Annotated in this window: 12 protein-coding genes; 10 read left to right on the forward strand and 2 right to left on the reverse strand. The window is 65.9% G+C overall.

The features are described 5' to 3' along the window. Positions 1-12 precede the first annotated feature (12 nt). Positions 13-936 carry a LysR family transcriptional regulator gene (locus tag AABF56_RS29975; RefSeq protein WP_272808755.1) on the reverse strand — a complete coding sequence of 308 codons (924 nt, stop codon included), beginning with the start codon at positions 934-936 and terminating at the stop codon, positions 13-15. A 178-nt stretch (positions 937-1,114) separates the two neighbouring features. Between AABF56_RS29975 and pcaD the strand changes: the two genes are divergently transcribed. The 10 genes from pcaD to AABF56_RS30025 all read left to right on the forward strand — a co-directional run bounded on the left by pcaD (position 1,115) and on the right by AABF56_RS30025 (position 10,601). After that, positions 1,115-1,897 (forward strand): 3-oxoadipate enol-lactonase, encoded by a 783-nt coding sequence (pcaD, locus tag AABF56_RS29980; protein WP_272808754.1) that lies wholly within the window; start codon positions 1,115-1,117, stop codon positions 1,895-1,897. A gap of 472 nt (positions 1,898-2,369) precedes the next feature. After that, positions 2,370-3,551 (forward strand): muconate/chloromuconate family cycloisomerase, encoded by a 1,182-nt coding sequence (locus AABF56_RS29985; protein ID WP_272808753.1) that lies wholly within the window; start codon positions 2,370-2,372, stop codon positions 3,549-3,551. 12 nt (positions 3,552-3,563) lie between these two features. Beyond that, complete coding sequence (gene catC / locus AABF56_RS29990; protein WP_244768804.1) at positions 3,564-3,854, forward strand: muconolactone Delta-isomerase; 291 nt, start codon at positions 3,564-3,566, stop codon at positions 3,852-3,854. A 48-nt stretch (positions 3,855-3,902) separates the two neighbouring features. After that, a complete protein-coding gene (gene catA / locus AABF56_RS29995; protein ID WP_272808752.1) occupies positions 3,903-4,841 on the forward strand; it encodes a catechol 1,2-dioxygenase in 939 nt (312 codons plus the stop codon). A 76-nt stretch (positions 4,842-4,917) separates the two neighbouring features. Then, a complete protein-coding gene (locus tag AABF56_RS30000; protein ID WP_272808751.1) occupies positions 4,918-6,276 on the forward strand; it encodes a Rieske 2Fe-2S domain-containing protein in 1,359 nt (452 codons plus the stop codon). Beyond that, positions 6,273-6,761: a benzoate 1,2-dioxygenase small subunit gene (gene benB, locus AABF56_RS30005; RefSeq protein WP_272808750.1), complete on the forward strand. Its 489-nt coding sequence runs from the start codon at positions 6,273-6,275 to the stop codon at positions 6,759-6,761. The genes AABF56_RS30000 and benB overlap by 4 nt, the downstream gene beginning before the upstream one ends. Positions 6,762-6,797: 36 nt before the next feature. After that, the gene (benC, locus tag AABF56_RS30010) at positions 6,798-7,826 is read left to right on the forward strand and encodes a benzoate 1,2-dioxygenase electron transfer component BenC (RefSeq protein WP_272808749.1); all 1,029 of its coding nucleotides are present in this window, start codon (positions 6,798-6,800) and stop codon (positions 7,824-7,826) included. Continuing rightward, a complete protein-coding gene (benD, locus tag AABF56_RS30015; protein WP_272808748.1) occupies positions 7,823-8,611 on the forward strand; it encodes a benzoate diol dehydrogenase BenD in 789 nt (262 codons plus the stop codon). Before benC ends, benD begins: the two co-directional genes overlap by 4 nt. A 33-nt stretch (positions 8,612-8,644) precedes the next feature. After that, complete coding sequence (locus AABF56_RS30020; protein WP_272808747.1) at positions 8,645-9,976, forward strand: MFS transporter; 1,332 nt, start codon at positions 8,645-8,647, stop codon at positions 9,974-9,976. A 121-nt stretch (positions 9,977-10,097) separates the two neighbouring features. Continuing rightward, positions 10,098-10,601 carry a hypothetical protein gene (locus AABF56_RS30025; protein ID WP_272808746.1) on the forward strand — a complete coding sequence of 168 codons (504 nt, stop codon included), beginning with the start codon at positions 10,098-10,100 and terminating at the stop codon, positions 10,599-10,601. A 143-nt stretch (positions 10,602-10,744) separates the two neighbouring features. Here AABF56_RS30025 and AABF56_RS30030 read toward each other — a convergent pair whose 3' ends face one another. Next, a complete protein-coding gene (locus AABF56_RS30030; protein WP_272808745.1) occupies positions 10,745-13,120 on the reverse strand; it encodes a transketolase-like TK C-terminal-containing protein in 2,376 nt (791 codons plus the stop codon). Between the last annotated feature and the right edge of the window lie 131 nt (positions 13,121-13,251).

A 13,251-nucleotide genomic window follows, 5' to 3' on the forward strand; every position in this document is an offset into this window, starting at 1 on the left:
CGCGGGGAGGGGCTACCAGGTAACGTTCGACAGGCGCAGCCAGGGCGGGTTCTCCGCATACATTTCGCGGATCAGCCCCTTGATCTCCTCGATCCGGCCCGAGCCGTCGTTCCGCCGGTAGCTCATGATGACGGGCGAGGTCGCCCGCTCGTCGGAAAGCACGCGGTAGCAGACATCGTCCATGCGCTGGCGCTGGGCCGCCGCGGGCAGGATACACACGCCGATGGCGGCGGCGACAAGGCCGAGCGCCGTCTGGATTTCCCGCACCTCCTCGACAGTGCCCGGTTCGACATTGAGATCGGCGCAGAGGGCCAGCACCTCGTCGGCAAAGCTCGGCCGCGGCTTGGAGGGATAAATCACCAGCGTCTCGCCGGCGACCTCGCTCAATGCAACAGGCTCCGACGACAGCGATTTCGGGTGCTCCCTGGGAAAGGCGACGACCAACCGCTCCTCCCGCAGCGTGATCCGCTCGATATCCGGATCGCTGAGCCGCACGCGGCCGAAACCGAGATCGATGCGCCCGTCCTTCAGCGCCGCGATCTGCTCCACCGACATCATCTCGCGGATCTCGATGCCGAGCGCCGGCCAGCGGGCCCGCATGCGGCGCACCAGATCCGGGATGCCGCTGTAGAGCGTCGAACCGACACAGCCGATGATGAAGATCTCCCGGCGCGAGGCGGCGATGCGCCGCGTCTGCTCGCGCACATGATCGATGCGGGAAAGGATCTGCCGCGCCTGATCATAGAAGAAGCGGCCCGCATCGGTAAGCGCCAGCGGGCGGATGGACCGATCGATCAGGGTGACCCCGAGTGTTTCCTCCAGTTGCTGGATCTGCCGGCTGAGCGGCGGCTGGGCGATGTGCAACAGTTCCGCAGCCCTCGAGAAATTGCGTTCGCGGGCGACGGCGACGAAGTAGCGAAGTTGGCGCAGCTCCATGGCACTATACCTTCCCGGTATCGAAATCGACCACGATAGTCTTGGACGCTTTGCGCCTCCAAAGCTAGCCTTGCAGCAAGAATTTCGCAGGAGCTTCTGTGCAGGCCCGATTTGCGGCCGGAAACCCGGCCGGCAGGGCCACGCGCGTGTTCCAGCCACATCAGCGCGAGCGACCGCCATGCCGTTCAGCCGATCCAACGACATCGTGCTTTCCTATCGCCGCGCCGGCCGGCGCGGCGCACCGCGGATCGCCTTCGCCAATTCGCTCGGATCGGACATGGCGATCTGGGACGATGTCATCGATGAGCTCGCCGCCGATTTCGATCTCCTGCTCTACGACAAGCGCGGCCATGGATTGAGCGAAGTCGCGCCGGCGCCGCGCGGGATCCGCGACCACAGCGACGACCTCATCGGCCTTCTCGACCATGTCGGCTGGCAGGATACGATGCTCTGCGGCCTCTCGGTCGGTGGAGTGATTGCCATGGATCTCGCCGTGCGGGCGCCGGCGCGCGTCACCCGTCTCGTGCTGATGGACACGGCGGCGAAGATCGGCACGCCGGACGCCTGGAACGCACGGATAAATGCCGTCCTGGACGGCGGCGTTGCATCGATCGGCGAGGCGATCATGGCCCGATGGTTTTCGCCGGATTATCGCGCGGGGCAGCCGGAAGCCTTTTCCGGCTGGCGCCGGATGCTGGAGCGCACGCCGGCGGCGGGCTATGCCGAAACCTGCAAGGCCTTGCGCGATGCAGACCTGACCGACGCCATCACCGGCATAACGGCGCCCACGCTGGTGATCGCCGGCGAAGACGACCTTTCGACGCCGCCCGCGCTGGTCGAGGCGACGGCGCGCCGGATTCCGGGCGCCATTTTCCACATCATCAAGGGCGCCGGCCATTTGCCCTGCATCGAGCGTCCCGCCGACGTGGCCGCGCTGCTGCGCGGCTTCGCCAATGGCTGAGTGTCAAGAACACCACCCCGGCCGATCCATTCCGACGACCAAGCCTGGAAATTACGCGGCGACAGGCGGACCTCGACGCTCCCCGAATCGCCGACCTGATCGCGGAGCCATCCAGCCGGCAACCTGAAAAACCAGCCCGCGAGCACGGCATGCATGCCCTCGCCCGCCGTCCTGCTGCATAACTGCGGCTGGCGCTGCTTCTCCCCACGCCCGCAACGCCGGACTTGCCGGGACAATCGGCCCGTTCGGGCCGTCCCATGCCCTCATGGCCGCAGGGCTGCCAATCGTTTGGCGCATCGCTGACCTGATCTCCTTGCCTGTCGACGCTTTGTCAGACACCCGGAAGCCGGATACGGCTGCGCCGTGCCGCGGGCCGAACCGCGTCACATATCCTGACATTATACCTCTCAGGTATCATTGGAGACGCAATCGGTCTTGGACGGGCAGGGGCGGCCGGGCGCATAGTTCTCCCATGAGCACGATCCCTGCACCGCATTTCCCGGCCGCCGCATCCTCTCCCGTCGTCGAACGGGTCGAGACACTGCTGGTCGACGTGCCGACCATCCGCCCGCACAGGCTGTCGGTGGCGACGATGAACGGCCAGAGCATGACGCTGGTAAAGGTATATTGCAGCGATGGCACCATCGGTATCGGCGAGGGTAGCACGATCGGCGGCCTTGCCTATGGCGGGGAAAGCCCCGAGGGCATGAAGCTTGCCATCGACACCTATTTCGCCCCGGCGCTGCTGGGCGAGGATGCGGCCCGCGTGCCGACACTGATGGCGCGCGTTGCCAAGCGGATAAAGGAAAACCGCTTCGCCAGGAGCGCCGTGGAAACGGCCCTCTTCGACGCGCAGGGCAAGCGCCTCGGCCTGCCGGTCAGCGAACTTCTCGGCGGCCGCCGCCGCGATCGCCTGCCGGTCGCCTGGACGCTGGCCTCGGGCGATACGGCTCGTGACATCGCCGAGGCCGAAAGCATGCTGGACCTCCGCCGCCACCGGATCTTCAAGCTGAAAATCGGCGCGAGGACCCTGCGGGAGGACATCGCCCATGTGGCCGCGATCAAGCGTGCGCTGGGCGAGCGGGCCGCAGTGCGCGTCGATGTCAACATGGCTTGGAGCGAGACCGAGGCCGCCTGTGGCATGGCCGCCCTTGCCGATGCAGGCTGCGAACTGGTCGAGCAGCCGGTGGCCTCGACGGCTGCGCTGGCCCGGCTAATGCGCCGTTTCCCCGTCGCGCTGATGGCGGACGAGGCGCTGACCGGGCCAGAATCGGCTTTCGAACTGGCAAGGATCGGCGGCGCCGATGTCTTCGCCGTCAAGATCGAGCAGAGCGGTGGTCTCTCCAATGCCCAACGCGTGGCGGCGATCGCCGATGCGGCCGGCATCGAACTCTATGGCGGCACCATGCTGGAAGGCCCGGTCGGGACGATCGCCTCCGCACAGGTCTTTGCCACCTTCGCCAATCTGCAACGGGGCACGGAACTGTTCGGCCCGTTGCTCCTGACCGAGAACATTCTCTCAACGCCGCTCGATTACAGCGATTTCGCGCTGACCGTGCCCGACGCGCCGGGCCTCGGCATCGAACTGGATGAGGACCGCGTCGCGTTCTTCACCCGCAACGCCCCGCGCAAGACCATCAGCCTCGCCGAGTAGGAGGACAAGGCCATGCTTTTCCAGGTGCGAATGGACGTCCACATGCCCCACGACCTGCCGCAGGAGGAAGCGGCAGACATCCTCGCGCGGGAAAAGGCCTATTCGCAGGCGCTGCAGGACAGCGGCACCTGGCGGCACATTTGGCGCATCGCCGGGCAATACGCGAATGTCAGCATTTTCGACGTCAAGGACAATGCCGAGCTGCATGCGGTCCTGACGGGGCTGCCCTTGTTCAAGTTCATGACCATCAAGGTGACGCCGCTGCTGCGCCACCCGTCGTCGATCCGCGAGGACGATACCTGAGCGGACCCGAAACCGTTTGACGCAACCGAGACCCGGAGGAGGGCTATCATGAGTGTGAGGATTTTCGACAAGCCGGAAATACAGGATTTTCTGAAGGTCGTCAGCGGCCTCGACAAACAGGGCGGCAGCCCGCGCATGAAGGAGATCACCCATCGCCTGCTGTCCGATCTCTTCAAGGCGATCGACGATCTCGACATCACGCCCGATGAATACTGGGCTGGCATCGCCTGGCTCAACGAGATCGGCGCCGCCGGACAGGCGGGCCTCATCTCGCCCGGCCTCGGCCTCGACCATTTCCTCGATGAACGCCTCGATGCCATCGACGAGGAGCTCGGCATCAAGAACGGCACGCCGCGGACCATCGAAGGCCCGCTCTATGTCGCCGGCGCGCCGGTGGCGCATGGTTTCGCCCGGCTCGACGACGGCACGGACACCGAGGGCCACACGCTGATCATGCACGGCACGGTTCGCGATGCCGACGGCACACCGCTGCCGGGTGCGACGGTGGAGGTCTGGCACTGCGACACGCGCGGCTTCTATTCCCACTTCGACCCGACCGGCAGGCAGGCGCCGTTCAACATGCGCCGCACGATCATCACCGACGAGAAGGGCTGTTACAGGTTCCGGAGCATCGTGCCCAAGGGCTACGGCGTTCCCCCGGGCAGCCCGACGGAGCAGCTTCTTTCCGCACTCGGCCGCCATGGCCAGCGTCCGGCGCACATCCATTTCTTCATCAGCGCCGATGGCCACCGCAAGCTGACCACCCAGATCAACATTGCCGGCGATCCGCTGGTCAACGACGACTTCGCCTATGCCACCCGCGACGGTCTCGTCCCGGCCCTCGTCGAGCGGACCGACGAAGCGAGCATCAAGGCCAATGGCCTGGAGGGGCCCTTCGCCGAGATCGTGTTCGACATCGACCTGACCGCGCTGGTGAACGGCGTCGACAACCAGGTCAACCTGCAGCGCAAGCGGGCGGCCGCGTAAAGCCGCCCCAGCCTTTCTTCAACCGACATCGTTGCAATGGCGCCGCCGCGAGGCGGCCGCCATGAGAGGAGGAGCCATGCCTACGATCCTGGACAAGGCGCAGGAACTCGACGAACTGCTCGCCAATGCGGTGCAGGATGACCATGAGGCCGGCGTGTTCCGCTGCCGCCGCGACATCTTCACCAATGCCGACCTGTTCGAGCTGGAGATGAAGCACATCTTCGAGAGCAACTGGGTCTATCTCGCCCACGAAAGCCAGATCCCCGACAACAACGACTATTACACCACCAATATCGGCCGCCAGCCCGTGGTCGTCACCCGCGACAAGACCGGCGCCCTGCATGCGATGATCAATGCCTGCGCCCACCGCGGCGCGATGCTCTGCCGGCGCAAGCACGGCAACAAGGGCAGCTTCACCTGTCCCTTCCACGGCTGGACGTTTTCCAACAATGGCAGGCTGCTGAAGGTCAAGGACGGCAAGACCACGCAATATCCGCCGCAGTTCGACACGGATGGCTCGCACGACCTGAAGCGCGTGCCGCGCTTCGAGAACTATCGTGGCTTCCTCTTCGGCAGCCTCAATGCGGACGTGCTGCCGCTCGCCGATTTCCTCGGCGAGACCAGGGCGATCATCGACCAGATCGTCGACCAGGCGCCCGATGGGCTGGAAGTCATCCGCGGCAATTCCTCCTACATCTATGATGGGAACTGGAAGCTGCAGATGGAGAACGGCTGCGACGGCTACCATGTCAGCAGCGTGCACTGGAACTATGCCGCCACCATGGGCCGCCGTGCCGAGGAAGGCACCAAGGCGGTCGATGCCAACAGCTGGAGCAAGTCGGTCGCCGGCGTCTACGGCTTCGATCACGGCCATATCCTGCTCTGGACGACCACGATGAACCCGGAGGTGCGGCCTGTCTACGGCAACCGCGCGGAGATCGAGGCCCGCGTCGGCGTGGACAGGGCGGATGTCATCGTCAACCAGACCCGCAATCTCTGCCTCTATCCGAACGTCTTCCTGATGGACCAGTTCTCCACGCAGATCCGCGTGACGCGCCCGATCAGCGTCGACAAGACGGAGATCAGCATCTTCTGCTTCGCGCCGAAGGGCGAGAGCGCCGAAAACCGCGCGCTGCGCATCCGCCAGTACGAGGATTTCTTCAACGTCTCCGGCATGGGCACGGCCGACGACCTGGAGGAATTCCGCGCCTGCCAGGCGGGCTACGCGGGCATTTCCGCGCTGTGGAACGACATGTCGCGCGGCGCGCCGCTCTGGATCGACGGGCCCGACGACAATGCCAGGCGCATGGGCATCACGCCGCTGCTCTCGGGCGAGCGCAGCGAGGACGAGGGCCTGTTCGTTCGCCAGCATGAATATTGGGCGAAGGTGATGCGCAAGGCGCTCGCCGCGGAAGCGCACGGAGCGGCGGCATGACGGTCCCCTACGACGCCATCTGCGCCTTCCTCTACAAGGAGGCGCGCCTTCTCGACGATCGCCAGTGGGACGAGTGGCTCACCTGCTATGCACCCGACGTCACCTACTGGATGCCCACCTGGGACGACGACGACCAGATCACCGAGGATCCGCACTCGCAGATCTCGCTGATCTACTATCCGAGCCGCGACGGCCTGGAGGACCGCGTCTTCCGCATCAAGACCGAGCGCTCCGGCGCCTCCACGCCCGAGCCGCGCACCTGCCACATGATCGCCAATGTCGAGGTGGTGGCCGAGCGCGGCGAGGAGGTCGACCTGCGCTACAACTTCCACACCCTCAACCATCGCTACAAGGTCACCGACCACTTCTTCGGCACCGTGTTCGCCACGCTGCGCAAGGGCGGCGAGGGTCTCGTCATCTCCAGCAAGAAGATCGTGCTGAAGGACGATTACATCCGCCAGGTCATCGACGTCTACCACATCTGACGACCGGGCGGTCAGGCACCCTGAGGAGGAGGAGCCATGTGCTACAAGATCGCATTGAACTTCGAGGACGGCGTTACCCGCTTCATCGGCTGCAACAGCGGCGAGAAGGTTCTCGACGCCGCCTATCGCGCCAAGATCAACCTGCCGATGGACTGTTCCGACGGCGTGTGCGGCACCTGCAAGTGCCGCGCCGAAAGCGGCAGCTACGACCTTGGTGACGACTATATCGAGGAAGCCCTGAGCGCCGACGAGGCGGAGGGCGGCCTGGTGCTGACCTGCCAGATGAAGCCGACGTCGGACTGCGTGCTTTCGGTGCCGACGACCTCGCTCGCCTGCAAGACGGGCCAGCAGCGTTTCGCCGCGACGGTGGCGACGATCGCTCCGCACAACGACGCGGCGATCGTGCTGGAACTCGACGTGGACGAGGGAGGGGCGGCGCCCGTCTTCCTCTCCGGCCAATATGTCAACATCGCCGTTCCGGGCAGCGGGCAGAGCCGGTCCTATTCCTTCAGCACGGCGCCGGGCGCCGGGCGTATCGGCTTCCTGATCAAGAAGATCCCCGGCGGCGTGATGAGCACCTGGCTGGAACGCGCCGAGATCGGCGAGCGGCTCGACATCACCGGCCCCCTCGGCAGCTTCTATCTCCGCGAGGTCAAGCGCCCGCTGCTGCTCATTGCCGGCGGCACCGGCCTCGCGCCGTTCCTCTCGATGCTGGAGGGGCTGGCGCAGGGCAAGTCCGGCGAGCGCATCCACCTCATATACGGCGTGACGCGCGATCTCGATCTGGTGCTCGTCGAGGAAATCGAGGCCTATGCCCGCCGCCTGCCGAATTTCAGCTACAGCACGGTGGTGGCCGAGGAGGCCTCCAGCCATCCACGCAAGGGCTGGGTAACGCAACACATGCCGGCAGAGCTTTTGAACGGCGGCGATGTCGACGTCTATCTCTGCGGCCCGCCGCCGATGGTCGATGCCGTGCGCCGGCATTTCGACGAGACCGGCGTGAAACCGAACAGCTTCCACTACGAAAAGTTCACGCCCAATACGGCGACGGGAGCGGGCGCATGAGCGCGCGCCATTTTCCGGGCCGCTTTGCCGGCAAGGTGCTGGTGGTGACCGGCGCGGCCCAGGGCATCGGCCGGGCGGTGGCGCTGCGTGCAGCGGCGGAGGGCGGCAAGGTGTTGTTCGTCGACCGTGCCGACTTCGTCGCGGATGTCGCCGGCAAGGCGAGGGGCGGGGAGGCAGCAGCCTTCACCGCCGATCTCGAATCCTATGAAGGGGCGGCGGCGGCGATGCAGGCCACCGCCGAAAAATTCGGCGGCATCGACATCCTGATCAACAATGTCGGCGGCGCGATCCGCATGCGGCCCTATGCCGAATTCGAGCCGCCACAGATCGACGCGGAAATCCGCCGCTCGCTGATGCCGACGCTCTATTGCTGCCATGCGGTACTGCCGTTCCTGAGGGCGCGGGGCGGCGGCACCATCGTCAACGTCTCGTCGAACGCCACGCGCGGCATCCACCGTGTGCCCTATTCGGCGGCCAAGGGCGGGGTGAACGCCATCACGCAATCTCTGGCGATGGAGGTCGCCGATCTCGGCATCCGCGTCGTCGCCACCGCCCCAGGGGGCACCGAGGCACCGCCCCGCCGCATCCCGCGCAACGCGGAAGGCGACACCGCGCGCGAAAAGGCCTGGATGGCCGAGGTCGTGGAACAGGTGAAGGGTTCGAGCTTCCTGAAGCGCTACGGCAGCATCGACGAACAGGTCGCACCGATCCTGTTCCTGGCCTCCGACGAGGCCGCCTACATCACCGGGAACATCCTGCCGGTCGCCGGCGGCGATCTCGGCTGAAGTCTTTTCAACCACACTCTGGGAGGGGTGACCATGCGCAAGATCGATGTGAGCGAGGTGATCGACAAGGCTCGCTTTGGCCGTTTCCAATGGACGGTGGTGGTGCTCTGCGCGCTGCTCCTGATCGCCGACGGCTATGACGTCTTCATCGCCGGCACGGTGCTGCCGACGCTGATCAGGGAATGGGGGCTGAGCAAGCCCGAAGCCGGCGCGCTGCAGGCCTGGGCGCTGTTCGGCATGATGTTCGGCGCGCTGGTCTTCGGCCCGCTCGCCGACAAGATCGGACGCAAGAAGGGCATTGCGATCAGCTTCGTGCTGTTCACCGTCTCGACGCTGCTGACGGGCTTTGCCACCGCGCCGGGCGAGTTCACCATCTACCGCTTCTTCGCCGGCCTCGGCTGCGGCGGCCTGATGCCGAATGTCGTCGCCCTGATGAACGAATATGCGCCGAAGCGGCTGCGCAGCACGATGGTCGCGCTGATGTTCTCCGGCTACTCGGTCGGCGGCATGGTCGCGGCAAGCCTCGGCATCTGGATGATCCCGCAATATGGCTGGCAGCCGATGTTCTTCGTCGCCGCCATTCCCCTCGTGATCCTGCCGTTCATCCTGTGGACGCTGCCGGAATCGCTTGGCTTCCTGCTGCGCCAGGGACGGCAGGAAGAGGCGCGGCGCATCTATGCCCGCATCGAGACGAACGAGCGCCTGACAGGCGACGACATGCTCGTCTTCACGGAGACCAGGGGCGCCGCCGCGTCGGTTGCCGAGCTCTTCCGCCACCAGCGGGCAGCGCGCACGGTTCTGCTCTGGGTCGCCTTCTTCTGCTGCCTGCTGCTCGTCTATCTGCTGTCGTCCTGGCTGCCGAAGGTCATGCAGGAAGCCGGCTATGCGGAAAAGGCCAGCCTGATGACGCTCTTCTCGCTGAATTTCGGGGGCATGGCCGGGGCGATCGCCGGCGGCTGGCTCGGCGACCGGTTCGGCCTGCCGAAGGTGGTAATCAGTTATTTCGCCGCCGCCACGCTGTCGATCGCGCTCGTCGGCTTCGGCCTGCCGGTCACGCTCCTGTTCCTGATGGTCTTCGTCGCCGGCGCCACCACGATCGGTACGCAGATCCTGCTCTATGCCAGCGTCGCCCAACTCTACAACCTCTCGGTCCGCTCCACCGGCCTTGGCTGGGCATCCGGGGTCGGCCGCATCGGCGCCATCGTCGGGCCGACGCTTGGCGGCATGCTGCTGGCGAAGGAACTGCCCCTTCAGCAGAACTTCCTGATCTTCGCCGTGCCGGCGGCGGTTTCCACCCTCGCCATGCTGGCCTTCGCGGTCAGCCATGCACGCCGCACGGAGGTTGCCGCACCAGTGGCGGCCTGAACGGCCGTGACTGGAGTGGCGCAGCGGGCCACAGCGGTAGAGGCACGGCGGCGTTTCCATGCCGCCGTGCCTGTGTTAGGGAGCGCAGCACATCGACCGGAAATTCAAGGGTGAGCCTTCCATGAATGCAGCGCTGTACGCGGACTATGTCGCGGACCTGAGGGTCCAGTTCGCGGAGCTGGATCGCCATCCCGAACGCTTTCAGACCTTCGGCGCCCATCTGGAACTGGCCGTGGCAGGCGGCCTCGTCGTCTACGAGACGACGCGCCGCAAGGGCCAGACCGACAGCCTCTATTACGGCCGTCCCGCCGGCGCCGGCGCAAACCAGCAGATGTCGCAGGCCTCGGCCTTTGCCGCCATCGACCGGTTCTTCGCCCTCGGCCAGTTCGTCGCGCTCACCGGCGACCGCAAGGAGGGCGACGGCACGCTGGATGCGCAATATCCGCATTGCGCCGTCCGCTTTTCCTATCGCCGGAAGGGCCATCCGGCCGCCCGCGCCATGCTGATGGTGTTCGTCGGCTTCAACGACGATGCGGATGCCCTGCATTACGTTGATGGCAACGATCCGTCCCTCTTCGCGGCCGAGCGGCCTTACCGTACGGAACGGGCCTACGAGTGGACCTGACCTAAGCGACGCCAGTCCGTGCCTGCAGACGGCTGATCCGCGAGCTGATGACAGACATCCAGGACGACAGCGCGGCGCCGATGCTCGGCGCCGCTCACGTTCCCGAATCCCTGCCGCCAACCTTTCGAATGCAACGTTCCGCTTCAGCCGCCGGTTCGGAAGGAGCGTGCCGCGTCCACGATGGCATGCGTATCGATGCCGAAATGGGCGTAGAGATCGGCAATCGTGCCGGTCTGGCCAAAGTGCTCGACACCGAGCGAGACCGTGCGGTTCCCTTCCACTGCGCCGAGCCAGCCGAGCGTCGCCGGATGGCCGTCGGTGGCGGTGATGAGGCCCGCATCGCGCGGAGCCGCGGAGAGCAGCGTCTCGATATGGCTGCGGGCGCTGACATCCCCCTGGCGGCGGGCGCGTTGCGCCGCCGTCCAGCCGGCATTCAGCCGATCGGCGGAGGTGACCGCCAGCACCGAGACGTCGCCATGCGTTTCGGCGAGCCGCCCGGCCGCCATCAGCACTTCCGGCGCGATGCAGCCCTGATAGGCGAGCACGATGCGGGTGCGCGCCGAAGGCGGACGCAGCCAGTAGGCGCCGTCTATAACGCCTTGCCGGAAGGCCGGATCCTCGCGGCGAAGCGCGATCTGCTCCAGCGGCCGCGTCGTCAGGCGCAGATAGACCGAGCCGCCGGTCTCGTCCCGCAGCCAGGTGCGCCTGTCATGCGTGCCGTCGCCGTCACGCTGCATATAGTCGAAGGACCAGTCCATGATGACGGACAGCTCGTCGAGGAAGGCGGGCTCGAAGCTGGCCAGCCCGTCCTGGCTCATGCCGATGAGCTGCGAGCCGATCGACTGGTGCGCCCCGCCTTCCGGCGCCAGCGTCACGCCGGAAGGCGTGCCGACGATCATGAAGCGCGCATCCTGGTAGCAGGCATAGTTCAGCGCATCGAGGCCGCGTGCCACGAAGGGATCGTAGACCGTGCCGATGGGCAGCAGCCGCTCGCCGAACAGCGAATGCGACAGGCCGGCGGCGCCGAGCAGCAGGAACAGGTTCATCTCGGCGATGCCGAGCTCGATATGCTGGCCCGCCGGGCCGAACTCCCATTTCTGCGCCGAGGGCACGCGCTCGTCGCGGAACGTATCGGCCATCCGCTCGCGGGCGAAAAGGCCGCGGCGGTTGACCCAGGGCCCGAGATTCGTCGAGACGGTCACATCCGGCGCCGTGGTGACGATGCGCGCCGACAGGGCGTCGTCGCGCCTGGCGATCGCATCGAGGATCTTGCCGAAACCGGCCTGCGTCGACAGCTCGCGATCCTCGAGGAAGACCGGGCCGGAGGAGGGCACGGCAGGGGAGGTGAAGCGTCGCGTGCCCTTGGCGAAGAAAGGCACCGTCTTCAGGAACGCGCGCACCGGGGCAGGGGAGGGGATCGCACCGAACGTCTCCCATTCCGTACCCGGCGCGACGCCGATGCGCTCCTGGAACGTCTCCATCTGGGCCTTGGTCATCAGGCCGGCATGGTTGTCCTTGTGGCCGGCGAGCGGCGTGCCCCAGCCCTTGATCGTATAGGCGAGGAAGACGGTCGGCCGGTCGTGATCAATGCTCCCGAACGTCTCGATCAGCGTTTCGAGACAATGGCCACCGAGATTGCCCATGAGGTCGGAAAGCGCGTCGTCGCTGCGCGCCGCCAAGAGGTCGGCGACGCCTTCCTGCGTGCCGATCTCGTCGGTGAGCCGCTTGCGCCAAGCGGCCCCGCCCTGGAAGGTCAGCGCGGAATAGAGCTGGTTCGGGCATCGGTCGATCCAGCCGCGCAGCGCCTCGCCGCCCGGCTCCCGGAAGGCGGCCCGCTGGAGCGCACCGTATTTCAGCACCTTCACGTCCCAGCCGAAAGCCGTGAAAATACCTTCGATGCGCTGCCACAGGCCCTCATGCACGACGCCGTCAAGGCTCTGCCTGTTGTAGTCGATCACCCACCAGGTGTTGCGCAGGTCGTGTTTCCAGCCCTCCTGCAGGCATTCATAGATATTGCCCTCGTCGAGCTCCGCATCGCCGACCAGCGCGATCATGCGCCCGCCCGGTCGCGTCGCGGCCCAGGGCTTGGCGGCAATATAGTCCTGCACGATCGAGGCAAAGGCAGTGATCGCCACGCCAAGCCCGACGGATCCGGTGGAAAAATCGACGTCGTCGATGTCCTTGGTACGGCTCGGATAGGATTGCGCACCGCCGAAACCACGGAAATTCTCGAGCTTTTCGCGTGTCTGGTTACCCATCAGGTACTGGATGGCATGGAAGACCGGCGAGGCATGCGGCTTGACCGCAACGCGGTCCTCCGGCCGCAGCACATGGAAATAGAGCGCCGTCATGATCGAGGCGAGCGAGGCCGAGGAGGCCTGGTGCCCACCGACCTTCACCTCGCCCTTCTCGCGCAGGTGGTTGGCGTTGTGGATCATCCAGCAGGCATGCCACAGCACCTGCCGCTCCAGGTCCTTCAGGCATGCCAGCTGCGCTGGCGTCAAGGCCGCCTCATTCATGCTCGTCTCACTCCCGTCCTCCAATGATGAGGAATGCTACACCGGCACGAGCGGGAAAACTGATCGCAGTTGACCGAGGATAACGAAATTGCGAAATGGAATTTCGATAATTCCTCTTTCAGCGGTCAACT

Origin of the sequence: Shinella sp. WSC3-e, from assembly GCF_945994535.1 — a bacterium.
In the GTDB taxonomy this organism is placed as follows: domain Bacteria; phylum Pseudomonadota; class Alphaproteobacteria; order Rhizobiales; family Rhizobiaceae; genus Shinella; species Shinella yambaruensis.

Bases quoted from the DNA above. Each gene is read 5' to 3' on its own strand.
- catC (WP_244768804.1), top strand. From the start codon at position 3,564: ATGCTTTTCCAGGTGCGAATGGACGTCCACATGCCCCACGACCTGCCG.
- AABF56_RS30025 (WP_272808746.1), top strand. From the start codon at position 10,098: ATGAATGCAGCGCTGTACGCGGACTATGTCGCGGACCTGAGGGTCCAG.
- pcaD (WP_272808754.1), top strand. From the start codon at position 1,115: ATGCCGTTCAGCCGATCCAACGACATCGTGCTTTCCTATCGCCGCGCC.
- AABF56_RS30030 (WP_272808745.1), bottom strand. From the start codon at position 13,120: ATGAATGAGGCGGCCTTGACGCCAGCGCAGCTGGCATGCCTGAAGGAC.
- benD (WP_272808748.1), top strand. From the start codon at position 7,823: ATGAGCGCGCGCCATTTTCCGGGCCGCTTTGCCGGCAAGGTGCTGGTG.
- AABF56_RS30020 (WP_272808747.1), top strand. From the start codon at position 8,645: ATGCGCAAGATCGATGTGAGCGAGGTGATCGACAAGGCTCGCTTTGGC.
- AABF56_RS29985 (WP_272808753.1), top strand. From the start codon at position 2,370: ATGAGCACGATCCCTGCACCGCATTTCCCGGCCGCCGCATCCTCTCCC.
- AABF56_RS30000 (WP_272808751.1), top strand. From the start codon at position 4,918: ATGCCTACGATCCTGGACAAGGCGCAGGAACTCGACGAACTGCTCGCC.
- catA (WP_272808752.1), top strand. From the start codon at position 3,903: ATGAGTGTGAGGATTTTCGACAAGCCGGAAATACAGGATTTTCTGAAG.
- benB (WP_272808750.1), top strand. From the start codon at position 6,273: ATGACGGTCCCCTACGACGCCATCTGCGCCTTCCTCTACAAGGAGGCG.
- AABF56_RS29975 (WP_272808755.1), bottom strand. From the start codon at position 936: ATGGAGCTGCGCCAACTTCGCTACTTCGTCGCCGTCGCCCGCGAACGC.
- benC (WP_272808749.1), top strand. From the start codon at position 6,798: ATGTGCTACAAGATCGCATTGAACTTCGAGGACGGCGTTACCCGCTTC.